Source organism: Shewanella sp. OMA3-2 (assembly GCF_021513195.1).
Classification (GTDB): domain Bacteria; phylum Pseudomonadota; class Gammaproteobacteria; order Enterobacterales; family Shewanellaceae; genus Shewanella.
On the sequence record NZ_CP090974.1, the window covers coordinates 677,111 to 701,738 of the forward strand.

The following is a 24,628-nucleotide window of genomic DNA, read 5'->3' on the forward strand; positions in this document are numbered from 1 at the left end:
TGGGTTAATTTGCTGACCAATTAATTGAGCTCATCCCTTATAAAAAGAGGATGTGAGTGAATCATCAGGAGAACATAGTATGCAGACTGCGGCGTTATTAAAAAGGGTTGATGAACTTCCTCGTTTACCTAAAGCGATCAGTGAATTACTCGAAGCGGTTAATAATGAAAATAGTTCAGTAAAAAGTATTTCATCAAAAGTAGCTCAAGACACTCTAATCAGTGCACGGGTACTGCGTTTGGCTAACTCTGCACATTTTGGCCGCAGCAGAGAAGTGGGTTCAATTGATGAAGCAGTGATACGCCTAGGAATGCAAACGCTGCGTACTCTGGTTATTGCCTCTGCTGTTGTTGGTGCAATTCCTAAGGTAGGCGGTATTGATTTAGCTGATTTTTGGGGGCAAACCTTTGAGGTAGCACTCTACAGTCAGGAATTAGCCAAACGTTGTAATGTTCCGGCTGATGAAGCATTTACCTGTGGTATTTTGCACCGCATTGGTGAGTTATTGGTTGCAACCATTGAACCTAGCTTAGCGGCGCAAATTCGTGCCGCGGTTGAGCAAGGTGGCGATGCGCAAGAGCTTGAAACCAAATTGTTAGGTTTTGATTCTCCTTCAGTGGGCGCACTATTGGCTAAAAACTGGAGGTTTACGCCTACTTTAGTGGCAGGTATAGAGTTTCAACGTAATCCTATTGCGGCCAAACCTGCGTCAAAACTAGCGATTTTAATGTATTTGTCGCAACATATTTATATGCATTGGGATGATGACCGCGATGAAGAGATTTTTACCGCATGGCTTGCTGCATTGGTTAATACAGCCGGTATTATTAAAATGGATATGTCAGGTTTAGCCGAAAAGTTAGAAGAGTTACGCGGTAAAGGCTTAGAGATTGGTAAGCAGTTAGTGTAAATTAATTTTTAACATTATATTTTGTAATAACAGAGCCAACAACTTTTATCTAGGTTGTTGGTTTTTTTATATATAAAAAATATAAATTAACCTTCCCCCCATATCCCTCATGATTGGATTACGATAATGATTTTTTGAGTTTAATCGGCATTAAGGTTATTTATCCATTCACTCATCACCACGTGGGTTTTAATTTTAATAATGTCAGTTTGGGCATCAATAAACTCACGAATTTCATGTAAGCGTTTCATTGAGTCAGCATGAACATACACCAATAAATCCATGTCACCGGTAATGCCCTGGCAGGTAATGACTTCTGGGATACTGTGAAACACGTGTACCACATCGGCACATCGTGGGCATTTGTGCTGAATTTCAAAGTAAGCCGACACGCCTTGTTTTTGTGACTCGCTCAATAACACCTGATAACCGCGGATGACCCCCGTATTTTCAAGCTTTTTAATTCTTTCGGTTACCGCACTTCGAGACAAATTGACTCTATCAGCTATCGTCGAAATAGTTTGACGAGCATCTTGGCGTAACTCATTTATAATGGCTTTATCAAATTTATCCACAAGGGCTCCGTCATTTTGTTGGTATTTTTGTTTTTTACCGTCACTTTGTAGGTTTTAACGAGCAGTTCGCGGTATATCGGCGACAGAATGAAAACCCATGTGACACTATAATAACCTAAAATTAGCCCAGTAGAAGAACAAATGAATCAAATCACAGGAACCATAGGACGTTGGCAAGGCGCAGGCTTAATGGCCACCACTTTGTTGGGTACAGGTGTGTTTATATTACCGCAAATGACCATAGCCGTGGCCGACTCAGGGGCATTATTGGGTTGGTTGATATTAACCTTAGCCATTATTCCAGTGGCATTAGTGTTTGGATTACTGGCGAGCCGTTTCCCCCATGCAGCTGGGCCAGCTTATTTTGTTGAAAAAGCCTTTGGTCGCACTGCCGGCAGAACGATTGGACTTATATTTTTATTAGTAATCCCCATTGGCGCACCTGCGGCAATTTTAATGACTTTTCAATTTATGAACGCATTAGTGCCGCTGCAAAACGGCTGGCAATTAGTCGCTGAACTATTTGTGGTGTTGATGTTGTTAGGCTTAAATATTCGCGGTATTCAGGTGTCAGCCAAGTTACAGTTTGGATTAACGCTAGCGATTGTGGCTGTAGTGGCCATATTATTTGGCGCAAGTGGTTTGAACTCGGAGCAGCTTGAGTCTTTTAATCAAACAAGTCATCCACAGGTGAGCACTGTAATGTTGGCTATGGGTATAGGTTTTTGGAGCTTTCTAGGCATCGAAGCCATGACCCATCTTGCAAGTGATTTTCGTCGCCCAGATAAAGACATGTTGCCTGCTATTTTAATGGGTACAGTGTTAGTTGGCGTTATCTACTTAGCCTGTACATTCTTATTGTTGATGGTACCGTCAGATAAAAGCGGTGTGGCAATGATAAGTGCGTTTGATTACCTGCTTAATGACAGCTTTTTACAGGGGTATGGCGCTCAAATAATTGGTATTTTAGGCATAGCCAGTGGCTTGGCAACGGTGAATGTTTATGCTGGAAGTGCGGCACGATTACTGTGGAGCTTTAGTAAAGAAGGTATTTTACCTAAATACTTTGTGGTGTTAAATCGCCATGGCGTGCCGTTTAGAGCCTTGTTCGCCATTTTGGCTACTATGGCATTAGTGATTGTGCTGACCTTTTACTCTAATCAGGATTTAGAAAAACTGATTGCATGGAGCAACGGGGTATTTGTGATTATCTACTTATTGGCGATGCTGTCAGCGGTTAAACTACTAAGTAAGCGTTATTTGCCTTTAGTGATCGCTAGTTGCATATTTTGTATCGGCATTGGTATCGCCCTTGCAGACAACATGCTGTATGCGGTTTTATTGGTCGCTGTGATCGCCCCATTCATGTGGTGGCAAAAAACACACTTACAAAGTAAGTCTGTGCCAACTCCGGCGCACTTGCCGGAATAAGCAAAACTAGCTTTGGGGTATAGCGATATTACGCATTTGGATCAGTTCGCTGTGCTTGAGGTGGAGTAAATCAGCACAGCGGCGAATAATTTGGTCTTCATATTGTGATAGTTCACCATCGGCATAAGCTAACTGCCACATTGCCAATAGTAATTGCTGCTTCTCAGCAAGGCTGAATGCTTGATTCACTTCAGCGGTAAACTCAAATAAAGAGGTCGCATTGCCTCTTATTAAGGTCGCTTCTTCAATGAGATCTTTTGTTTGCTCGGCGCTGATATTCAATGTGCTAGCCAGCATACTGGGTAACAGTGCGGCTTCAGTATCATCCAAGGTTTCATCAGCATATACCACTTCGAGTAACAGTGTGGCCGCGGCTAAATTCAATTGGCGGGTTTTGTCTTCTGGGCTATCTGCTTGCATAAATTGTTTGAGTTTAGCAATCATCGTTGTTCCTCTTAATTGCGCTTATTCTAATTAGGATTGGTATAAACGCATTCTAACTAATATACATCCTAACAAAGACAACAATGCCGAGCACAGTGCTCGGCATTAATTTCTGTTCATATTTGTAAATGAACTAATCACTTAGCTGGCAAGGTTTGGCTAAGGTTTATAATAGCGAACCTAAGCCTTTCATCAGTAAGTCTACAGTGCCTTCACCTGATTGTTGCGCTAAATATTGCTTAGCAATGTCGACCATAGGCGCAATATATTCTTTTGAAATACCCAATTTTTCAAAAGAGTCATAAACAACAGCGGCTCCTTGAAATGACGAACCTAGGTTACCTGCCTTTGACAATAACCCTGACACACCTGAACTACCACCCATTGCAGGTGCAGCACCTAATAATGAGTCTATGCCAGGAATGCTGTTACTTAGGGTGCTAAAATCGTTATCACCTAGATTTGATTGGGCTAAATTAAGTATAGAGCCTAAGCCACCAGCGGCTTGTTGCTCAGTTAAACCCAGTTGAGACATAACATTACCGACTAAGGCGTTATCAGCTAGTCCTGTCACTGCCGCGGCTTGGGTTACCACGGGGGCGACTTCCTTTTTGGTGACATTGTCTAACCAACCAGCATTTACGGGAGCAGATAGTAATACGGCTGATAATACTGAACAGGCAATAATAGAAGGGTTCATAAAGTTCATCCTTTAGTAAATATGGTGCTGATAATAGGGTTATGTTAACTTTTTTTAGATCTTTACGACATATGAAGATTTTGTTTTGTGCAAAATCGATCATTTTTGGGTATCCTTAGCGCCATATTCATCTTAAGCCGATTTTTGGGATCTCATTTATGTCACTTTCAGCGATTTTGACTGAAGCCTATAATTTTTTTCGTAACCATATTAGTCAACTTGCCGCAATAACCTTCCCGTTATTACTGGTACAAGTGATGATCCAGCTTTGGCTGGGTAATGAGATGTTGATGCAAGCCCAGGCTGAAACGCCAGAGTTTGGTGGTATTCATGCCGCAGCCATGATGGTATTACTGTTACTGTTTTCTATATTGATTGCAGCAATCACAGTATACCTAGAGGTACGCTCCCGTGGTCATGATGTCTCATCTGCTATGGTATTTAAGCAAAGCATTCAATTTGTGCCGCCTTTATTACTTGCGGGTGTGTTCTCTGGTTTAGCTATTTTAACCCTGGTGATGCTATTTGCTGCCTTTGGTCCATTTGGCATAGTGGGCTTTGGGATTAGCTTTTATTTATTTTCTCGCTTAGCTTATGTGAACTTTATGGTGATTGTTGAACGTTTAACGCCATTAGAAGCCATTAAGGCTAGCTTTATATTTACTGGGCCAATTACGCTTAAAACCATTGCAATATTAATGTTGTATATTCCTCTTATATTAATCAGTGGTACGCTTTCACAAATGGCTGCACAAGTTGGTTTTCCACTGCAATTAATTACCGACACTGTGTTCGCTTTTTTGGGGTTATTTATTAACGTGGCATTGTTCCGTCTATATATGGTTAATCGTAAAATTAACACCTCAGGTGATGACACACCAACAGATGATGATAAGCATACAGAAGTGTAATGTATTAAGCCTAATTGACTGAGCTTATAGGAGCGACTATTGATAACTGATACTGAGTTAGTTAGCCGATTCTCCATTGAACTGGGTCAAGACTATGCCAGCGCAAAGAGTTATGTCCGCGACATTCCCACTCAAGCGCTGGTTTATATTCGCAGCTTTACTCACAAGCTTGCAGGTATCATCGCTAAACAGCATCAGCTTGAATTTTCTGGGCCCAATTTATACGACCGCATTGAGCAATTAAACCAAGGTCGTCTTATCGACGTTACAGCTATTCGTACCATGCATAAATTGCGTGCCGACGGTAATCGTGGCGCTCATCCAGAAAAAATATCATCTTACCCAACATCAATTAGTGTCCTTGGCTGAAAAGTCGATTAAACACATTGTGGGTTTGGTCGCGCAGCTTTATCCATCACTACAGCATTCGTCCGTTCCTGCGTATCAATTTGTGCCATTTGATTCAGTGGTGGGCAGAGATTTATGCTATCGCGCTATGATGCACAATGATCATCATGCTCAGTATTTAGTGGCTATGTCGCTAAAAGCGCAAGCGCTAATGGCTCAAGATCAAACCAGTACTCAAGCCGTTGCTCCCGATGAAACACACAAGTTACAGATGAATCAAGGTGAAGTGCCACGGCTTTTTGCCCAGGCGGCTTATTGGTTTGCCCTTGCAGCACCTTTTGAACATGCGGCGTTATATGAGCATGGCGTTAGCTTGCTGCATGGTTATGCTGATACGGCAAAAAAAGGCGATTCAGTCCCCAAAGGCCAGTATAAAAAAGAGGGTGAGTTACTGATAGCTCAAGCTGCTAAGCATGGCATTGTAGAGGCCCAGGCATTATTGGGTTACTTCTATCTGGTGGGCAGTGAAGCGTTTAGTGCTGATGTTGAACAAGCTAAATTATTGCTAACCCAAGCGGCTGAAGCTGATAATGTTGAAGCTATGTCTAACCTTGGGGTGCTGTTTTATGAATCTGGTGAATATCACGATGCCTATATGTGGATGAGCAAAGCTGCTGAGTCTGGCTATCCTCAGGCGCAGTATCATTTAGCTTTGCTGTTAGTTGAGGGCTTGTCGTTAAGTGTTGCCGATAATACCGATGTGCAGCTTGAAAAAAGTCAAATATGGATGCAAGAAGCCGCCAGCCAAGGCCAGCTAGATGCCATGTTGCATTGTGCAACGACTATTCTTCACCATGAACACGCCACTAAAGCTGAACTTGAACAAGCCGAATGCTATCTACACGATGTGATTAAGTATGGCCATAATGTGACCGCAATGATTGAGCTCAGTGTTGCTTTAGCAGACGGTATGTTAGGTCGAATAGATGTGGTGCAATCGGCTTACTTGTTACAACAGGCTAAATTGCATGGTAATGATATTCAGCGACAAGTGGTCGCCCCTTTGCGGCAGTCATTACTGATGCAAATTGACAGTGTTATTGGAAATTACAAGGTTACAGCGCTTCAGCCTAGCGAAGATGAGCTAGCTGCTTTGCAGCAAGCAAAATACATGCTTAGATAGCAATCTGTTAGAGCAAAGCCTGCAATTGCTACCCAACCTTTACGATTGAATGTTATGTTAGATTTAACACTTAAGTTGGCTCATCTTTTCTTGCTGTTAAATTCCGGTCACAATTAATTTTTAGGCTTTTGGGTAAAATGGCGCGTAATGGAAGGCTACGCCATATAGCTTCCACTCCCACTACTACTTTCCAACTTCACACCTTAAATCTAGCTGGTAATTCCTAAGCTTTGCTCAATACTATCGACACTATTATTCACTTGTGATGCAATGGTTTCACTTTGTTCAAATGCATGCTTGGCACGTTGCATTAAGTTGTTCATGGCGATAACAAACGCGTCAAGATGATGCACTTGCTGTTTGGCAAATTCACTGCCTTGGTTAGCACTATTGAGCATAAAATTGGCTTGTTGTTGAACTTGCTGTGCAACGGTAAGTAAGCTTTGCGCGCGTGTTTTTTGCTGTACTGATGCTGAGCTTATATCACTGACACTGTTGCTGAGTGCAGTATTTGACTGGGTTAGTTGGGTTAGAATAGTCATTATTTCTTTTAACGATACTTGGGTTCGTTGTGACAGGCTACGCACCTCATCAGCAACGACCGCAAACCCTCGTCCTTGTTCGCCGGCTCTTGCTGCTTCAATAGCGGCATTTAATGCCAGTAAGTTGGTTTGCTCTGCAATGTTACCAATCACATCAACAATTTTAGCGGCATCACTAACAGAGGTGCTTAGTTGTGATAACGAATGATTACATTGAGTGACTGTGTGTAATGTATGGTTGGTGGCGGTAAGGACTTCTTGGGCTTCTAGCTGACTGGCCTGCATGTCGCTCATGGTTTGTTGGGCATTGGTCGTTAATGCGCTAGAGGACTGGTTGACTTGATTGGCCAGTTCAATTAACTCCGCGGTTTGACCTTGCGCTTGTTGTACTACGCTTTGGGTTTGTTGGGTGCTATTTGATAACGACCCAATTTTGGCCACTAAATCACTTAATGATTGCGACACCTTAGCCATATTGTGTTTTTGTCTATTATCTTCTTGCTCAAAACGTTGCAATAATTGGTTAAAGTGTGCGGCAATTTGCCCTGTTTCACACTGGCTATTCACTGCAAGCGGCTCCTTTGGTTCGATTCAGTTAATAATGAAAACGCGCGGTTTAACTGTTTCAATGGCGCGACAACTCGGCGTTGTTGCAAGATGAAATAACCGATTGAAAAGAGCGCTAGCAAGGTTACCATACTATAAAGCAGCCATTGCAAATTGACTTTTAGTTGCTGGTCAGTTGCCTCCTGAGTGTTTGCCAATGCGATAAGCTGATGCTCGACTTGGTTGGTGGCTTTGATTAATGCGGCTTGTACTTGCTTATTTTCTGTCAACATTTGTTCGGTATTTGTCACCTCTTTACCGTAGCGTTGTGTCAGGCTGAGTAATTCAGCCCGTAGGGGTTCACCGGTTTCAATTTGAGTCGGTTCGTCATCACCTAGTGCAAACTCATCCACTTCTTCGGTTTGATAAATGCCCAATAAAGGCAGTTTATCGAGTTTATCGCGCCACAGATTCAGCGCATTAATAGAAAAATCCAGACCGTTTGCGGCTCCAGTATCTTTGCCTATCAATATCGCCTGGGTTTGCTGAGATAATGTATACACTAAGCTAGGTAATTCAACGCTAAGGGCCAGATATTGCTGTGCGATATTGAGGTCGTGATTACCTGAGGATGCAGATTGAGCGTAACGGCTTAAGCTGCGGCTGTAATTGAGCATTTCTGATTCAGAAAATGCGAGTAATTGTCTTGGGTTGCCAGCTAGTTTGCCCGCTGCGCGATATTTAGTGTCTAAATCGGCAATGAATTGGCCCATAAGGGTGGTTAAAGAGGCACTGTTTAGGTAAGGATGAACTTGGTGTAGCTGAGTAATGCTGTCATTAATGTTGGTGATGTCATTACGTGCTTCTTCAAGGTAATTCGTTTGGCCTGTTTGTAAGTATTTATCGATATTACGACTGATGCCATACTGGAAACTATGTTGTATTTTTTGCAAGTCTTGATTCAGCTTTTCACTGATTTGTCGTTGTTGATTGCTCCACAATACGGTTGTGGCTAACAATGCAGCCAACAGTAGCAATAGCGCAGATGCGCCTAAAGATAGGGTTGATATTTTCAAGGTGCTAATACTCATTAATGGCATAAATAAAAGCAGCATATGGCATTAATATTACAGTTCTGTGTTCACTGTAAATATAGTCTTGATTGAGAATTGAGAATTGAGAATTGAGGTCATTAGATCCCCCGATGTCACTTAAAGAGTGTTGTGACCTCGGAGGAGGATGATTAAACCCTCATTTGATTCATATTAGATTAGTCCGCTTGATGCTCAAACGTACGTCCACCTTGGTTTGGCTTGCTTTGATGTTTTCCTGTACGGCTAAACATATCAGCATAAGGTGCGGCGGGTTCGCGTTGAATATCCGCATCGCTTTGGTAGGTGTGACCTTGCTGACGCTGAGACTGTTCAAAAGCACGCTTCATTTTTGGGATAATGACTTTACGACCAAATAGCTGAAAAGTAATAAAACTTAGCAATAAAAATAACAAGATAAATGGCAGTATTACCATAGCAACTAATGCCAGACCGACGAAAGCCACTAATGCCAAAAATGGGTTCATCGCGTTGAAACTGTGTTTCAAATTGGCCGCGCGAAATGATTGATTAAATTGCATAGTGGCTCCTGAATATGATTAGTCCATATGAACAATAATGATGACTGAACGGCTAGTGTGCCGCTTTTTGACATAATATGTCACGTTAAAGTGAGTTAATGTTCTCAACTTAACGTGACATCGTTTCTGACTGGGAATGTTTATTATGACTGGTCTTTGTTTATTCAGTTTTTGTTTATTCAGTATGTGCGGATGCTTTGAGATCGTGGGGAATGCTGTTAAAAATCATTTGCCTCACCCATTCATGGCCAGGATCTTGATTGTTGCGTTCATGCCAAAGTAAAACATAGGCCATTGGCATAAACTCAAATGGTAGGGGGATTTGCACTAATGGGTACAGGTTTTGTGCATGGTGCGCAAAACTCGATGGTAAAGTGAAAATCAAGTCGGTATGGGCACAAATACTGGCCGCACCATAAAAGTCGGGCACAGTTGTGGATATGCGGCGATGATGATGACTATTTGCCAGAAAGTAATCTAATGCCCACCAGTCGTTGCCCTCACAGCGAACTTGTACATGACCCATGGCAAGGTAAGCTGCTTGATGCCAGCTACCTTGTTGTAGTACTGATAAGATCGGGTGGTCTTTACGGACTAAACACACTTGATTATCACTAAATAAGGTTTGGTATTGCAAGCCATCCGCAAGGTCATCCACTTTAAACTGTGAGTGTGGGTGTATATCACGGCCCGCAATGCCAAAATCTATTTGGCCGTGTTGCAAGTCGTAAATTGACTTTTCTGTCCAACCATAAGTGTCTAGCTTAAGTTGTGGAGCTTGTTGCAGTAGTGAACCAATAAAGTAAGGAATTAATGTTTCATACGCACTTTCAACCATAGAAAAAGCAAAATGACGCTGGCTAGTAGCAGGCTCGAAACTAGGCGGTAAGGTTAACTGATACAAATTTTGTAACGCTTGTGGTAACACTTTACCTAATGCTAGCGCGTGTGCAGTAGGTTTCAAACCGTGGGCGGTGCGCTGAAATAACGGGTCGTCTAAGGTGTCACGCAATCGGTTTAAGCTTTTACTTAAAGCTGACTGACTTAGATGTAATCGATTAGCGGCACGAGTCACACTTTGCTCTTCTAGTAATACTTGTAAGGTTACCAGTAGGTTTAAGTCAATACGGGCAAGGTTGTCTAAATTCACAGCAGTTATTCCTTAATGGAAATTCATTAAGGATTTTATATCATTTCTTGTAATACCACTAATGCGTTAAAATGAAAAAACTAGCCTCAATACGGGATATTGATTGAGGCAACATACCTAGCGCCTGCCGTTAATCTATAAACCGAGTGAGAAATTTGATGCATCGTAATCTATTACCGTTATTAATATTGATGGTGCTGCTAAGCCCATTAGCGATTGATATTTATTTACCTTCTATGCCAACCATGGCATTAGAGTACGGCGTGTCAGACAGCCAAGTACAATCAACCTTGGTATTGTTTTTGTTTGCTATGGGGATAGGGCAAATTCTGATCGGCCCACTCGCTGACCGTTTTGGGCGCAGGCCTATCGCTATTTTTGGTATTGTATTTTATGGTGTAAGCAGCCTGCTGGGGGCTTATGCTGTTGAATTTGAACTATTGCAACTTGCTAGGGTGTTTCAAGGGTTAGCCGCGTGTTCGACCTCAATTGTGGTATTTAGTGCAGTGCGAGATTGCTACAGTAATAAAGAAAGCGTGTCGATTTATAGCTATCTCAATGGTGCTATTTGTGTCGTACCCGCACTTGCACCAACCTTAGGTGGACTATTAGCATTACAATTTGGTTGGCGTTCAACCTTCATCTTTATGGCGCTGTACGCCATTATCGTATTATTTATTGTTGGCTTTAAATTTCCCGAGACTCGACCGTTAAATACAGATTCCTCAGGTAAACTATATCGCTGGGGACGCTATAAGCCTGTATTAAGCGATGGTCATTTTATGTTTTATGCATCAGCTTGTATGGTCGCAATGGCATCAATTCTTTGTTATGTGTCTTATGCGCCTGTTTGGTTAATTGGACGTTTAGGCATTTCAGAGCTGACTTTTAGTGCTTTATTTGCACTGAATGCCGTGGTAAACGTTGCCGCTTGTTTTGCTGCACCAGTATTAATTAAACGTATTGGTAATCGTGCGGGCGTTGTTGTAGCGCTTAACTTGATGGTTGTCGCCGCTGTGGTTGAGGTGGTCGTTCAGTTGATTGGGCCGCAAACAGGTTTAGCGGCCAGGTTAGGGTTTATGCTACCTATGATGATATTGTGTGCAGGCTTTGCCATTTTACTCGGCCCTGCTACAGGTATGGCGTTGGCAGGCTTTGGCGAGCGAGCAGGCACTGCAACGGCCATGTTAGGCTGTATTCAAATGAGCGGCGCGGCGATCTTAACTGCACTTATCCAGCTAACTGATATTCCAGCGCCCTATGCAATAGCGCTATTAATGGGTGGATTGTGTAGTTTATTATTACTGATGATGGGCATGAAACGCTTTAGCCATTGGCATCAAGAGCAGCACGCTTAATCTAATAGTCATGTGTACTGATTGTCTATAAAACCATAAAAAGCCCATCACTAGTTAAAGTAATGGGCTTTTTAAGTCTGGGTCGTTAGTTCTTTTTTAATACAATAAAGTATAGTGAAAATATGACGTGATATGGTTTTCTGTATTCAAGAAACAGGTTTGATGTAAGATGAAAAGAGCTTATTGTGCCGTTTGCGATTATCCGCTGATAGCTTGTGTGTGCCATGCGATTAGTCCATTACAAGTGCGCACAAATGTCATTGTGATGCAGCATCCTAGTGAAGTAAATCATGCTAAGAATACTGTTCGGTTAATGCGCTTAGTCATACCAAATATGCGGGTGTTTGTAGGCGAAACCACGGAAGATTTTATTGAGTTACAAGCTTACTTAGCCCAAGCGACCAAGCCGATATATGTGGTGTACCCAAGTGACAATAGCCAAACGGTGATGCAAGCCAAGGCGGCCAGTGATGCTATCATTATTTTGTTAGATGGTACTTGGCGAAAAGCCTATAAAATACTGCAATCTAATCCCTGGTTACTGGGTTACCCAGCGCTGCATTTAGATGTTGTATATGCCTCGAATTACATTATTCGTAAAGCTAAGCGCCCAGACAGTTTATCGACTCTAGAAGCTACGGCTTTGTTATTGTCATCACTTGATGACGCTCTAGATACCACGCCTTTATTTGCAGCCTTTGATGCTATGGTGCAACATAGGTTAAGTGCTATGCCAATAAACATCAAAGCTCGTTATCAATTAAATGACAAGGACGTAAAATGAAATATTTATTATTAGGATGTTGTTTAGCATTAGCTTCAAGCGCTTTTGCGACGGGGACTATTACGCCAATAGATCCGGAAAAACCGCGCAAGAAGCTGTCACTAGAAAAGCAGGCCGAACAAGGCAGAATTGATTCTAAAAAGTTAGAACAATCACAATTAGACAAGGCACGCGCAGCATCCCAGGCCACGGTAGATCGTGAGCAGGATGTGTTAACGCGCCAAGAGTCTAGTGAGTGGCAAAACGAGCAACGTGAAAAGGCTAAAACCCAGTTTGATGACCGTGCAGAGCGAGAGAATAAATATTTAAAACAGGCACAAGAAGCGGCCGCGAAAGAAAAACAAATTAGTGAACAAAAGTAGATAAGTGTTTAGTCGATAGAGTATCTGTCCATGTCAGTAGATTTATCTATGAATGCCCCTGTCGCAGGTGCAAACGATCCCAGTGCGGTTGATTCAAGTGCCGTCGACTTAAATGCAGTCGATACTAGCGGGATTGCAGCCCCCAAACGCTGCCCGTTGTGTCACCACACTGATGTGGTGTTTTTTCATCAAGATAAAGACCGTAGCTACTTTCAATGCCAGCAATGCGAGTTAGTCACTGTACCAGTATCGTTTTATTTAGATGAAGCGGCAGAAAAAGCCCACTATGATTGTCATAACAATGACTTTGCCGATACAGGTTATCAGCATTTTTTATCCCGCGCCTTAACGCCCTTGCTTGCTCGGGTTAAGCCTAATGCCAAGGGGTTAGACTTTGGCTGTGGCGAAGGTGCTGTGTTAAGTCAAATGGCGGCGCAGCAGGGTGTTAAAGTAAGTAATTACGATCTATTTTATTTTCCCAACCATGATCTACTACAACAGCAATATGACTTTGTTACCATGACCGAAGTGCTGGAACATATTGCCAATCCTCAAGCAATATTCCAACAACTGCAAGGCTTGTTAAACCCTTCGGGCAAGCTGGCTATTATGACTAAGCGAGTAAAGGGGATTGCAGGTTTTATAGACTGGCATTATAAGTTCGATCCTACTCATATTAATTTTTATAGTCTGTCGACCTTTGAATGGATTGCTAAACAATATCAATGGCAACTCGAAGTGATTGATAATGACGTGGTAATGTTCCACTTGCCAGAATCCGCTGACACTAACTAATTCGTTTAGGGTGTGACTCATTACTGCAAACAAATAGATACAATTGTTCTGAGTTGGTGACCCTCAAAAAATTTAACAATTTAGTGAAATAAAGGTAAGTTGATTGTCCAATTATAATAATTAAACGGATTAATCATGCGCCTTACTTCAATTGCTAAGTTCATAACCACTATGACGGTAAGTTTAACCACTGGGTTATTGGCAGTACCTGCTTTTGCTGACCAACCCAATGCAGCGCAGCTTGCTGCAGATGTCGAAGCAAAAGTGATTGAGTGGCGCCGCGACTTACATCAACATCCTGAATTATCTAATCGTGAATTTCGTACCAGTAAAGTGATTGAAAAACATTTAAAGTCTTTAGGGCTAGAGGTGCAAACGGGTATTGCCCATACGGGTGTAGTGGCCATTTTAAAAGGGGGTAAGCCAGGGCCGTTAATTGGTTTACGTGCAGATATGGATGCGCTACCGGTTACTGAAGTGGTTGATTTGCCTTTTGCATCTAAAGTGACAGATACGTATCGAGATCAAAAGGTTGGTGTAATGCATGCCTGTGGTCATGATACCCATGTGGCTATGTTAATGGGTGTCGCCGAAAGTTTAGTGAAAGTAAAAGACAGCCTAGCGGGAGATGTAATGTTTATCTTTCAGCCCGCGGAAGAAGGTGCACCTGAGGGGGAAGAGGGCGGAGCTGAGCTGATGTTAAAGCAAGGCTTATTTGCTAAACGTAAACCTGAGCAAGTATTCGGTATGCACGTGACCTCAAGTTTACCTACGGGAGTGATTGGATTACGTTCAGGGCCAGCCATGGCCAGCGAAGATTCATTTACCATTAATGTCACCGGCAAACAAACCCACGGCTCACGCCCTTGGGGCGGCGTCGACCCTATTGTGGCATCAGCACAAATTATCACTAGCGTACAAACCATTATTAGTCGCCAGGTCGATATTACCAAAGCACCCGCAGTAGTCAGTTTTGGGGTGATAAATGGCGGGATCCGCTCTAATATTATTCCGGATAAAGTTGAGTTAATTGGTACAATTCGTACCTTTGATCAAGACATGCGAGCCGCCATTAAGGTTAAGTTAGCTGATATTGCCTCCAATGCCGCTAAAACAGTCGGCGCAAGTGCAGAAACCATTATTGATGCCGGTTACCCAGTCACGGTTAATAACCCTGAATTAGTCAGCAAAATGCGTCCAGTAATAGCATCAGTTGTCGGCGAGAAAATGCTGATTGAGCCCGGTTTAATGACTGGCGCAGAAGACTTTTCTTATTACGCATTAGAAACCCCTGGGCTATTTTTCTTCTTAGGCGTTACTCCTAAAGATCAAGATCTAAGCCAAGTCGCCAGTAACCATTCGCCTGCATTTTATGTAGACGAAAGCGCGTTAAAAGTCGGTGTACACACCATGACACAAATAGCGTTAACGGCTTTGGGCGCGGCACAGTAAACCTTTATCAACATTGTTAGTTAACACAGCTCAAGGGAGCAAAATATGAAACGGACGTTAACCGCGTTTATATTATTGGCAGGCATGCTGGGCACATCAAGTGCTGATGCGACTACCGCCAAAGATATTGACAGTTTTACCTTAGACAACGGTATGAAAATTATGGTGTTAGAGGATAGCTCAATCCCTAACGCCAATATGTACTTATTTTGGAAAGTTGGCTCACGCAATGAGGTGCCAGGCATTACCGGTATTTCACACTTTTTTGAACACATGATGTTTAATGGTTCCAAAAAGTTTGGCCCGAAAATGTTTGACCGCACTATGGAAGCTGCTGGTGGCGCAAATAATGCCTACACCACCGAAGACATGACAGTGTATACCGACTGGTTTCCTGCTAATGCCATTGAAACCATGTTTGACTTAGAAGCCGACCGTATCGCGAATTTAGATATCAACCCTGAAATGGTTGAGAGTGAGCGTGGCGTGGTACAGTCAGAGCGCACCACAGGGCTTGAAAACTCTAACTGGCGCACCATACAAGAAGCGTTAAAAGGCGTGGCATTTTCAGCCCATCCCTATAGCTGGTCAGTTATTGGTTATGAGTCAGACATTGCCGCATGGACGCTAGAAGACTTACAGCAATATCATAAAACCTATTACGCGCCAAACAATGCCGTGGTGGTGATTGTAGGTGATGTAAAACTGGCTGAAGTAAAAAGCTTAGCAAATAAATATTTTGCGCCTATTCCTGCCCAACCAGCGCCTAAAGCGGTGCGTACTGTAGAGCCTGTTCAGCAGGGTGAGCGCCAGGTTTTGTGAAGAAAGAATCAGTAAGTACACCCAATGTGATGTTGGCTTACCATATTCCTGCTACCAGCCATGCAGACTATTATGCGCTTGATTTACTCAGTTCAATCTTAAGCCAAGGCAATAGCTCGCGCTTTTACCAAGGCTTGGTAGATAAGCAACTGGCAACATCGGCAGATACGTACATGCCAATGTCGTTTGACCCTAATTTGTTTTATATCTTAGGTGTAGCCAATACTGGCGTTAAGGCCGATACACTTGAACTTGCTATGTTAGAGCAAATTAACTTAGTCGCTACCCAAGGCGTGACCGCTGAAGAGTTAGAAAAGGTTAAAAACATTAAGTTAATCAATTTTTATCGTGACATGGAAACCATTAACGGCAAAGCCAATACGCTAGGAACCTATGAGATGTATTTTGGCAGCTTTGATAAATTATTTGATGCTCCAGAGCGTTATAACACAGTGACACCGGATGATATTAAACGTGTGGCACAAACCTATTTAATTCGCGCTAATCGGACAGTCGGTGTGTTGGCGGCTACAGAGGAGAGCGACAAATGAGACTTATGAAACAAACAATCAAAATGTCGTTATCGGCTCTGGCTATTGCCAGTGCATTGTCGTTAGCGGGCTGTGCTAGCACAGTTAAGCCTGCCGCAATCAATGTGGTTGAAACCGGCAGTTTTAGCTTACCTCAGTACCAAACGGTGAGTTTATCTAACGGCCTTAAAGTGAACTTAATGGTACAAAAAGAAGTGCCATTAATCACAATCAATGCCGTGGTTAGAGGCGGTGCGGTGAATGATACCACCTCAGGTTTAGCCAGTATGACAGCCCAAGGTTTAATGCTAGGTGCCGCAGGGCAATCAAAAGCGGACATTGAGCAAACACTCGATTTTATGGGCGCCAGTTTGAATACCGGTGCGGATCAAGAGGGCAGCTATATTGATGCCAGCTTTATGAGTAAAGATCTTGATAAGGTACTGCCAATTTTTAGCAATGTATTGTTATCTCCGGACTTTGATACTGCAGAGTTTGCTAAATTACAGCAACGTGAAATTGTTGGTTTGTCACAACAAAAAGAAAGCCCGCGCGCTGTCATTGGCCGTTACTTTAATAAGCTAGTTTTTGCTAACCATCCTTATGCTAACCCAAGTTCTGGTAACAGCGAGTCTATTGCTGAATTATCTATTGAGCAGTTGCGAGCGTTCCATCAGGGTTACTATCAACCTAGTAACGTAGCAATCAGTGTAGTGGGTGATTTTGATCCGCAGCAGATGCAAGCCAAGTTAGAGCAAACTTTAGGTCAATGGAAAAATACTGCCGTCGCAGTGCAAGCCGATTTAGCTCAAGCATTACCGACATTAACTAAAAGCAGAGTGTTGCTGGTGGATAAGTCTGATGCAATTGAAACCACGTTTGTGTTTGGTGGCATGGGCATAAGTTACGACAGCCCTGATTACGTAGGTTTAACGGTAGTCAATACCATTCTAGGTGGGCGTTTTACCTCATGGTTAAATGATGAACTTAGGGTCAATGCAGGCTTAACCTACGGCGCGCGCTCTGGGTTTGTGCCTTACTCAAAGGCTGGAGTGTTTCAAATTAGTACCTTTACTAAAGCTGAAACTACCAAAGAAGCCATTGATTTAGCCTTAAAAACCTATGCAAGATTGTGGCAAAAGGGTATCGACCAAGCAACATTAGATTCTGCTAAAGCTTATGTTAAAGGGCAGTTTCCGCCTAAGTTTGAAACCGCAAGTCAGCTAGCGGGCTTAATGTCAGAGATGTATTTATATGGCTTTGATGATGATTTTATTAATCAGTTTCAAGCCAAGGTTGATGGGCTAACCATTGCAGAAACCGAGCGTCTAGTGAAACAGTATTTCCCTCAACAGAACTTACAATATGTGTTGATTGGTAATGCTGAAAAAATTGCCGATATCGCAGCCCAATATGGTGATGTGACCAAAGTGGATATTAAAGACAGCGGTTTTGGCCAGTAACTTGAGCCAGTAATGTGTTAGTCATCTTGGTCACTATGGTATAGCCAAGTTAAAAAGACCCACAATCGAGTGGGTCTTTTGTTTTATAGCATGTATATTTTAGGGAGCGATGAAAGCAAGCTAGGCCCTAATATCAGACGCAAAAAATGACTCAAATATAACAAACAGTGAGCCAGGTATTGGCTCGTTACTACCCACAGAATTAGACAACAGATTGTAATCAAAATGATATTTAATCATGTTAAATCGATAGCTTTGATCCTATTTGGCATTATTACATTGTATTGCCCGTCTGCGATGGCTAACAAAGTCCAGCTTGGGCAGTTTTGCCCGCTAATGAGTGGTCAGTGGCATGGCAGCGCGGCAAATCCAAACGGCCAATCAAAACAAGTAACAACCTCTGTGTTGTGTTCTGCCGATAGCAATAATATGTATATTAGTGTTAGCCAAGGGGCGAGGTTCAGTAATAGTGAAACCTGGTGGTTCCGCGCGCGTGGTAGTGATATAGAGCTTATTTATTCTGACGGTATTAACACTGATATTAGCCAGCTATTTGTAACCGTCCGGGCAAGTACATCTTCAGTAGAACTCATGGAACCTTTATCTTAACGACTGACCATTACATCAGGAGTTAACATGGCTAAACGTTCGCGTAAAGATTGGGCTGCTTTGATAAAACAGCAGCCCGCTAGCGGCTTGACTATCACCGCTTTTTGTCGTCAGCATAAGCTCAGTAACAGTACCTTTTATGCCCGTAAAGCTAACAAGGCTAAAATAAAATCGGTTACGCCTTTTGTTAAAGCCACAGTGGCAACGCCAACGTCGGTTATAACCCAAGCTCAACCTGGCGAGCCTCAACAGACTATCTGCTTACAGCATCAAACAGGTTTATGGACTTTTCCCTGCTCGTTACCTGCAAGTTATCTGCTTGAAATAATAAAAGGCCTGCAAGCATGTTGATGTTTCAACAGCTTCCTTGTGTTTATCTGCATCGAGAACCCGTGGATTTTCGTAAATCAATAAATGGCTTGGCCATCATCGTTGAGCAACAATTATCCTTACAGGTCACCGACGGCAGCGTGTTTGTCTTTTGTAATAAAGGCCGTGATAAATTAAAAATCCTCTACTGGGATAGCACCGGTTTTGCGCTTTGGTATAAACGCCTCGAACAGGATAAGTTTAAGTGGCCGACTCAAAGCGAAGATGAGTGTATGAGATTATCTGAGCAGCAGTTTCATTGGCTACTTTCAGGATTTGACGTATTAGGCCATCAGCATGTTAAGGGCTTGAGTTACAGTTAATTGATCGCCATTACGTATGCTGTTTCCCATAATTAGATCACTGTTTCGACCTTATCTAAGGAGCGTTTTGGTATAATCACACCATGAAATTAAGCCCTGATAACCTACCCAACGACGTTGATTTACTTAAGCAATTATTGCTTGAGACGTTGGCGGCTAAAGAGGCTGAAATAGCGGAGTTAAAACAATCCGTGCAACGGTTACTTGAGCAATTTCGCCTCGCACAACAACAGCGCTTCGGTGCCAGCAGTGAAAGCCATGATTATCAAGGTGAGTTGTTTAACGAAGCTGAAGTCACGGTTGATGAGCCCGTTGAATTAACGGCAGATGCTGATGTGTCAGTACCGCCTAAACAACGGGCCAAGCGTAAATTATTGCCCAAAGACCTGCCACGTGAAATTATTATCCATGACATCAGTGATGAAGATAAGCAGTGTGATTGCTGTGGACATCAGCTGGCGTTAATGGGCCAAGATAGCAGCGAGAAACTTAAGTTTATACCGGCACAAATCAGCGTGATTGAGCACGTTAGACTCAAATACAGCTGCAAGCATTGCGAAACCAAAGGAACGCAAGCCAATATCAAACAAGCGCCGGTGCCAGCCAGCCCTATTCCTAAAAGTGTTGCCACCCCAAGTCTATTAAGCCAACTTATTACTAGCAAATACCAATATGCGTTACCACTGTACCGGCAAGAAACCTTGTTCAAGCAACATGGTATCGCCTTAAGTCGGCAAACCATGGCAGATTGGATGATGAAATCGGCGGCTCTGTTTAAACCCCTATACGATTTATTGCACCAACATCTGTTAACGCAAGGTGTGCTCCACGCCGATGAAACCACCCTCAACGTGATTAACGATGAGCGGGTGAAATCCTATATGTGGGTGTATTGCACTGGCGCGGATGGACCAAGTATCGAGCCTCGATATCAAGGTTTGCGCAGCATCGTACTGTACGACTATCAAGACGGTAGCCGCGCGGGCACTTGCGTGAGCCGTTTTCTTGCCACCGAGCAAACGGTATTTAATGGTTATTTACAGGTCGATGGCTACGCGGCTTACCAACAGGCCAATAATAAACTTGTGGGCTGTTGGGCCCATGCACGGCGCAAGTTCAAAGAAGCGCTAGTGGCACAAGGAAAAGCCAAAGCAGGTAAAGTCAGTAAAGCAGATATGGCACTGAGCATGATAGCCAAGCTGTATCGCATTGAAACCCAAATACAATCACTGAGCCTGGAAGATCGACTGTATTTTAGGCGCACGCACTCAGCTGCCCAGTTGATGCAATTTAAGCAATGGCTGGATAAATCAGCGCAGCAAGTGTCAAAGCAAAGCCCTCTAGGCAAAGCCATACATTACAGTCTCAATCAATGGTCAAAGCTCAGACGTTACGTAGAGGACAGCCGACTCAATATAGACAACAATCGTGCTGAACGCGCAGTAAAACCGTTCGTGATAGGGCGTAAAAATTGGCTGTTCAACCACAACCATCGTGGTGCTGAGGCCAGTGCTATTTTATACAGCATCATAGAAACAGCCAAAGCAAATGGGCTAACGCCATTCGATTACATTGAACACTGTTTAGATAAATTATCTCACCCTAACTGCGACCTCAATAGCTTATTGCCCTGGCGCGTTAATCTAGGCAAGGCTTAGTTCGCCGGACGCTCACCAAAAACTTATGAAATTATGGATGAAAGGCTTGTGCCAAAGGTTGCGCCATTTGTCATTCCTGCTTTAATATTTTTGATAAGTGACACTGCTCTTATAGAGATAGCTAACTTTTATTTCCATCCGCTAAAAACTATATTTATCAATAAAATAACGGCATATATTGAAACCAATAATAAAAGTAGGTTATTGTGTGGAGTTAGGGAAACGCAGGCTACTCATGAACGAAGCCATTCAGGGATGAAGATAAGCGAGCAGTACTCACTCTTTTCATAAAAAGCAGAGAGAGCAGCACAAGTAATTGATTCATATTAACCTTCCCCCTGTTTTTCACGCTTTGCAATGAAAACCTTTCCCCAAAAAAATCGACCAGTTAGATTTAATAATTGGTGTCTTAGTTATTTATTAAATCGTTAGATGAAGCGCGTAAATGGGTAAATGAATTTGTTTATTGATACAACAACGAGCATCGCCATAGCAGGATTAAGTTTGTGACACCAAGCCAGAGACATGATGGTCTTGATGTTGGGATACTGGCGAAGCGAAAAGCGTTGTATCAGACAAAAAGAAATGAACATCCAGAGCGATGGTCAAAAGAAGAGCGAAACTGGCAGCCCATAGGCGCTGTGGAGTTAAATCCAGAGAAATACAAAGAAGCTGCTTAACAATGTAGGCGACAACTGTCTTGAAAAACACCGTTTAGTTTAATTGACGAAATCTGTAAGAAATGTTCTAATTGTACTTTATACATCTAATGGCTATCTCTTTGAAAAATAAGTTTCTGAATTTAACATTAGCGATTGTGATTGTAATACAATCGTTTGTAGCTATTGCCAATTCACAAGAAACGCATGTATTAGATGTACAACATATCGAAACCGAACATTCTCACGAAAATGATCGCCAAATAGTTGATAACGAATTACCAATAGAAGGTGAACATAGTGTTGAGGACTGTCATCACTGTGGACACTGCCATGGGTTTCATTCTCAATGGTTGACTCAAACTAAAGCTAGTATTGATCACGATAAACTCGTAGCTCATCAATACCTATATTCATTTCAATATGCTAATGCATACTCTGATAACCCAATAATCCCCCCTATAAGTTAACTCTATTTGAATCGTTCAGTTTAGCTGAGCACCTTTATATTCGTGTCTACTTACGATTTTACTGTCGTCAGTTAACACTATCTAAATAAATATGAGTTTAATTTATGAAAATATTTTTTAAAAAAAGTATTTGCGCCATGCTATGCGTCGGTATGTTTTTAGCTATGTTAATCAATATACAAAGAGCAAATGCACAACCAACATCGACGTCTTGGCTGTCAATGCAAATAAACAAACATCCAAATATTATTGCTGCCAAAGAAGAAATGAATGCTGTTTTTTCAAATGCGGAAGGGAACAAGCAACCGCTTTATAATCCTGAACTAGAGACTGGTTATGAGCGAGAAGGTGACGCTAATAATTATTCCATTGGCATTAATCAAACGATTGATTGGTGGGATAAACGAGAAACAAAAGAGCAACAAGCTAACTTTAGCTTAACTCAAGCAAGCAAACACTTTGACTTTCTTGTTCAAGAAAAGACAGCGCAAGCTTTACAAGCGTTAATTACTTGGCAAGCAGCTAAAAAGCAAGCTTTTATAGCTCAAGAACAAGAAAAGCAGTTGGAAACCATACTTGATTTAGTTAAGGATCGTCAAAAAGCAGGTGATCTTGGACAAGTAGATGCTGAACTTACTTTTTTAAGTTTATCTCAAATGTTGAATGTTACCGCAAAAGCACAAGTTCAATTAAAACAAGCTGAAGCTCAAGTCAAGGAGCTACTGCAGGATTGGACGCCGGATAAAGAGGTTTTACCTGCGCAAGGTTTGACTATCAGCAATTATCAATTATCACCTCAATGGCTTCAACAACATCCTTTAGTTCTAGAGGCAAAAGCGCAGTGGCAAATAGCTAAAAGTAATGCTCAACTGTCAATGTTGGAGGCTAAAGCGGACCCTACTATCGGTATAAATGCAGGTAAAAATGCAGGAGACAATGTGCTTGGAGTAACGCTTTCAATGCCTCTGAACATTCGCAACAATTTTTCAGCACAAGCAAGAGCTGCGAATCAACAAGCATTAGCTGCCGAAGCAAATGTTCACTCCATTATGCGCAAACAACGGTTTGCTATTCAATCAAGTACCGACACCTTGCTCACTTATCAAAAAAACTATCAACGTTGGCAACAATTGATGGATGGAAGAGGTAAACGTAGTGGCGACTTGCTGCAAAAGCAATGGCAAAGCGGTGATGTGAGCACTACCGAGTATTTACTCGCTTTACAACAGCGTGCTGAAGGTCTTAAAGCGGGCATTGACTTACAAAGTCAATTTCAATTAAGCCAAATAGATTGGCTATTACAAGTGGGGCAAATTAAGACTGTGCTCCAACAATTATCTCAGCCTTGATCATTAAATGTAATTTGAATAATTAATAGTCAATGAACCAATTTTGGAAAAAACATATGAATAAGCAAATTAAATTAATAACGCAGGCCGTACTTTTTTGTGGAATAACAACCATAACTACTGCGACATTTGCAAATGTTCAATCATCTGAAAAAAACGAAAAGCATGTTGAAGAAAAAGATGATGGACATGGACATGAAGCTAAAAATGAGGAGGAAGAAGGTGCGGGAGTTAAACTTTCAAAGGGGCAATTAACTTTAGCTGAAATTAACATAACCGTACTAGAGCCTCAGACGATGGCTTACAGTATTTATGCTCAAGGGGAGATAAAGGCTAATGATTATACCAGTTATTTAGTCTCGCCAAGAGTAGATTCAGTGATACTAAAACGCCATGTTGCTTTAGGTGATCATGTTGAAATCAATCAACCGTTAGTCACCCTATTTAGTGAGTCAATGGCTGAAGCTCAAGCCAGCTATAGGCTCGCTGATTCAGAATGGAAAAGGGTTCAAAAACTTGGTCGAAAAGCGGTAGGTGAGAAACGCTTTATAGAAGCTCAGACCGATTTTGAGGCTGACTTAGGACGATTATATGCGTTTGGCTTATCTACTGACGCTATTATCTCTTTGACTACCAACACTAAAAAACTGGGGCAATACACTCTAAACGCTGAGACTTCTGGCGCGGTATTATCTGATAATTTTCGTCAAGGCCAACGCATAGAATCGGGCGGTACTTTATTTGAGTTGGCTGATGAAGATACGTTATGGGTTGAAGCACGTTTAGCTCCATCAATGGAATTGGACTTACCTGAAAATTCAAAGGCGCAAGTAAATGTAGGTAACAATACATACATAGCTACGATCACTCAAAAAGCTCATACCATAGACCCAGTAACTCGCACACGTATTATACGCTTACAGGTTCAAAATGTCGGTCATAAGCTTCATCCAGGCTTATTTGCGGATGTCTATTTTGCCTTTGAAACGGACAAAAAAGTTCTGACTGTGCCTGAAGAAGCATTAATGCGTGGTAGTGATGGTGATTGGATGGTGTTTGTTGAAGAAAATGGCGAATTTAAAGGTGTCGAAGTTGAATTGGGACGACAACTGGGAAAATCACGTGAAATTTTTGGTTTGCCATCAGGTACTAAAGTCGTTACAACTGGCGCTTTTTATGTTGCCGCGGAAATTGCCAAAGGCAGTTTTGATGCTCATAACCATTAATTAACTGATAATTGGAGAACTAACAC

The 24,628-nt window shown here is 42.2% G+C and carries 23 protein-coding genes and 3 pseudogenes; 20 read left to right on the forward strand and 6 right to left on the reverse strand.

The window, feature by feature from the left end; all coding sequences use genetic code 11:
- Positions 1-79: 79 nt before the first annotated feature.
- Positions 80-910: an HDOD domain-containing protein gene (locus tag L0B17_RS03060; protein WP_235087502.1), complete on the forward strand. Its 831-nt coding sequence runs from the start codon at positions 80-82 to the stop codon at positions 908-910.
- A 140-nt stretch (positions 911-1,050) separates the two neighbouring features.
- Here L0B17_RS03060 and L0B17_RS03065 read toward each other — a convergent pair whose 3' ends face one another.
- Positions 1,051-1,485, reverse strand: a complete 435-nt coding sequence (locus L0B17_RS03065; protein WP_235087504.1) for an Lrp/AsnC family transcriptional regulator — start codon at positions 1,483-1,485, stop codon at positions 1,051-1,053.
- 141 nt (positions 1,486-1,626) lie between these two features.
- Between L0B17_RS03065 and yjeH the strand changes: the two genes are divergently transcribed.
- Entirely contained in the window at positions 1,627-2,916 is a 1,290-nt protein-coding gene (yjeH, locus tag L0B17_RS03070; RefSeq protein WP_235087505.1) for an L-methionine/branched-chain amino acid transporter, read from the forward strand.
- Positions 2,917-2,922: 6 nt separating this feature from the next.
- Here the strand turns inward: yjeH and L0B17_RS03075 are convergent, their stop codons facing one another.
- Together L0B17_RS03075 and L0B17_RS03080 are read right to left on the reverse strand one after the other, a co-directional pair.
- Positions 2,923-3,360: a tellurite resistance TerB family protein gene (locus L0B17_RS03075; protein ID WP_235087507.1), complete on the reverse strand. Its 438-nt coding sequence runs from the start codon at positions 3,358-3,360 to the stop codon at positions 2,923-2,925.
- 166 nt (positions 3,361-3,526) lie between these two features.
- The gene (locus L0B17_RS03080; protein ID WP_235087509.1) at positions 3,527-4,060 is read right to left on the reverse strand and encodes a DUF2780 domain-containing protein; all 534 of its coding nucleotides are present in this window, start codon (positions 4,058-4,060) and stop codon (positions 3,527-3,529) included.
- 158 nt (positions 4,061-4,218) lie between these two features.
- On the opposite strand from L0B17_RS03080, the gene L0B17_RS03085 reads away from it, so the two are divergent.
- From L0B17_RS03085 to L0B17_RS03095, 3 genes are read left to right on the forward strand one after another with little or no spacing between them, the layout of a single operon-like run.
- Complete coding sequence (locus L0B17_RS03085; RefSeq protein WP_235087510.1) at positions 4,219-4,971, forward strand: hypothetical protein; 753 nt, start codon at positions 4,219-4,221, stop codon at positions 4,969-4,971.
- Between the two features lie 39 nt (positions 4,972-5,010).
- On the forward strand, positions 5,011-5,340 hold the full coding sequence (locus tag L0B17_RS03090; RefSeq protein ID WP_235087512.1) for a DUF4145 domain-containing protein: 330 nt from the start codon (positions 5,011-5,013) through the stop codon (positions 5,338-5,340).
- Positions 5,333-6,502: a tetratricopeptide repeat protein gene (locus L0B17_RS03095; protein WP_235087514.1), complete on the forward strand. Its 1,170-nt coding sequence runs from the start codon at positions 5,333-5,335 to the stop codon at positions 6,500-6,502. Before L0B17_RS03090 ends, L0B17_RS03095 begins: the two co-directional genes overlap by 8 nt.
- A 209-nt stretch (positions 6,503-6,711) precedes the next feature.
- Here the strand turns inward: L0B17_RS03095 and L0B17_RS03100 are convergent.
- The 3 genes and pseudogenes from L0B17_RS03100 to L0B17_RS03110 form a co-directional block, all read right to left on the reverse strand.
- Positions 6,712-8,666: pseudogene (locus tag L0B17_RS03100) on the reverse strand (methyl-accepting chemotaxis protein).
- 194 nt (positions 8,667-8,860) lie between these two features.
- Positions 8,861-9,223 (reverse strand): hypothetical protein, encoded by a 363-nt coding sequence (locus L0B17_RS03105; protein WP_235087515.1) that lies wholly within the window; start codon positions 9,221-9,223, stop codon positions 8,861-8,863.
- Between the two features lie 175 nt (positions 9,224-9,398).
- On the reverse strand, positions 9,399-10,373 hold the full coding sequence (locus L0B17_RS03110) for a LysR family transcriptional regulator (RefSeq protein ID WP_235087517.1): 975 nt from the start codon (positions 10,371-10,373) through the stop codon (positions 9,399-9,401).
- Positions 10,374-10,531: 158 nt separating this feature from the next.
- On the opposite strand from L0B17_RS03110, the gene L0B17_RS03115 reads away from it, so the two are divergent.
- The 15 genes and pseudogenes from L0B17_RS03115 (at position 10,532) to L0B17_RS03185 (ending at position 24,602) form a co-directional block, all read left to right on the forward strand.
- Positions 10,532-11,731 carry a multidrug effflux MFS transporter gene (locus tag L0B17_RS03115; RefSeq protein ID WP_235087518.1) on the forward strand — a complete coding sequence of 400 codons (1,200 nt, stop codon included), beginning with the start codon at positions 10,532-10,534 and terminating at the stop codon, positions 11,729-11,731.
- A gap of 169 nt (positions 11,732-11,900) precedes the next feature.
- A complete protein-coding gene (locus tag L0B17_RS03120) occupies positions 11,901-12,515 on the forward strand; it encodes a tRNA-uridine aminocarboxypropyltransferase (protein WP_235087520.1) in 615 nt (204 codons plus the stop codon).
- Positions 12,512-12,877 (forward strand): hypothetical protein, encoded by a 366-nt coding sequence (locus L0B17_RS03125; RefSeq protein ID WP_235087521.1) that lies wholly within the window; start codon positions 12,512-12,514, stop codon positions 12,875-12,877. Before L0B17_RS03120 ends, L0B17_RS03125 begins: the two co-directional genes overlap by 4 nt.
- A gap of 30 nt (positions 12,878-12,907) precedes the next feature.
- Positions 12,908-13,672 (forward strand): methyltransferase domain-containing protein, encoded by a 765-nt coding sequence (locus L0B17_RS03130; RefSeq protein WP_235087523.1) that lies wholly within the window; start codon positions 12,908-12,910, stop codon positions 13,670-13,672.
- A 171-nt stretch (positions 13,673-13,843) separates the two neighbouring features.
- Positions 13,844-15,124, forward strand: a complete 1,281-nt coding sequence (locus L0B17_RS03135; RefSeq protein ID WP_235089519.1) for an amidohydrolase — start codon at positions 13,844-13,846, stop codon at positions 15,122-15,124.
- A gap of 45 nt (positions 15,125-15,169) precedes the next feature.
- Positions 15,170-16,497: pseudogene (locus L0B17_RS03140) on the forward strand (M16 family metallopeptidase).
- Between the two features lie 5 nt (positions 16,498-16,502).
- Positions 16,503-17,939, forward strand: a complete 1,437-nt coding sequence (locus L0B17_RS03145; RefSeq protein ID WP_235087525.1) for a M16 family metallopeptidase — start codon at positions 16,503-16,505, stop codon at positions 17,937-17,939.
- 297 nt (positions 17,940-18,236) lie between these two features.
- Entirely contained in the window at positions 18,237-18,548 is a 312-nt protein-coding gene (locus L0B17_RS03150; RefSeq protein WP_235087526.1) for a hypothetical protein, read from the forward strand.
- A gap of 27 nt (positions 18,549-18,575) precedes the next feature.
- Positions 18,576-18,899 (forward strand): IS66 family insertion sequence element accessory protein TnpA, encoded by a 324-nt coding sequence (gene tnpA, locus L0B17_RS03155; RefSeq protein WP_235084959.1) that lies wholly within the window; start codon positions 18,576-18,578, stop codon positions 18,897-18,899.
- A 41-nt stretch (positions 18,900-18,940) separates the two neighbouring features.
- The gene (gene tnpB, locus L0B17_RS03160; protein ID WP_235084957.1) at positions 18,941-19,240 is read left to right on the forward strand and encodes an IS66 family insertion sequence element accessory protein TnpB; all 300 of its coding nucleotides are present in this window, start codon (positions 18,941-18,943) and stop codon (positions 19,238-19,240) included.
- An 83-nt stretch (positions 19,241-19,323) separates the two neighbouring features.
- Positions 19,324-20,898 carry an IS66 family transposase gene (gene tnpC / locus L0B17_RS03165; RefSeq protein WP_235084956.1) on the forward strand — a complete coding sequence of 525 codons (1,575 nt, stop codon included), beginning with the start codon at positions 19,324-19,326 and terminating at the stop codon, positions 20,896-20,898.
- A gap of 425 nt (positions 20,899-21,323) precedes the next feature.
- A pseudogene (locus L0B17_RS03170) lies at positions 21,324-21,578 on the forward strand (IS3 family transposase); the annotation flags it as partial.
- A 101-nt stretch (positions 21,579-21,679) separates the two neighbouring features.
- Positions 21,680-22,027, forward strand: coding sequence for a DUF2946 domain-containing protein (locus L0B17_RS03175; protein ID WP_235087528.1), 348 nt, complete (start codon positions 21,680-21,682; stop codon positions 22,025-22,027).
- Between the two features lie 104 nt (positions 22,028-22,131).
- Complete coding sequence (locus L0B17_RS03180; RefSeq protein ID WP_235087530.1) at positions 22,132-23,376, forward strand: TolC family protein; 1,245 nt, start codon at positions 22,132-22,134, stop codon at positions 23,374-23,376.
- A gap of 56 nt (positions 23,377-23,432) precedes the next feature.
- Positions 23,433-24,602, forward strand: coding sequence for an efflux RND transporter periplasmic adaptor subunit (locus L0B17_RS03185; RefSeq protein ID WP_235087532.1), 1,170 nt, complete (start codon positions 23,433-23,435; stop codon positions 24,600-24,602).
- Positions 24,603-24,628 lie beyond the last annotated feature (26 nt).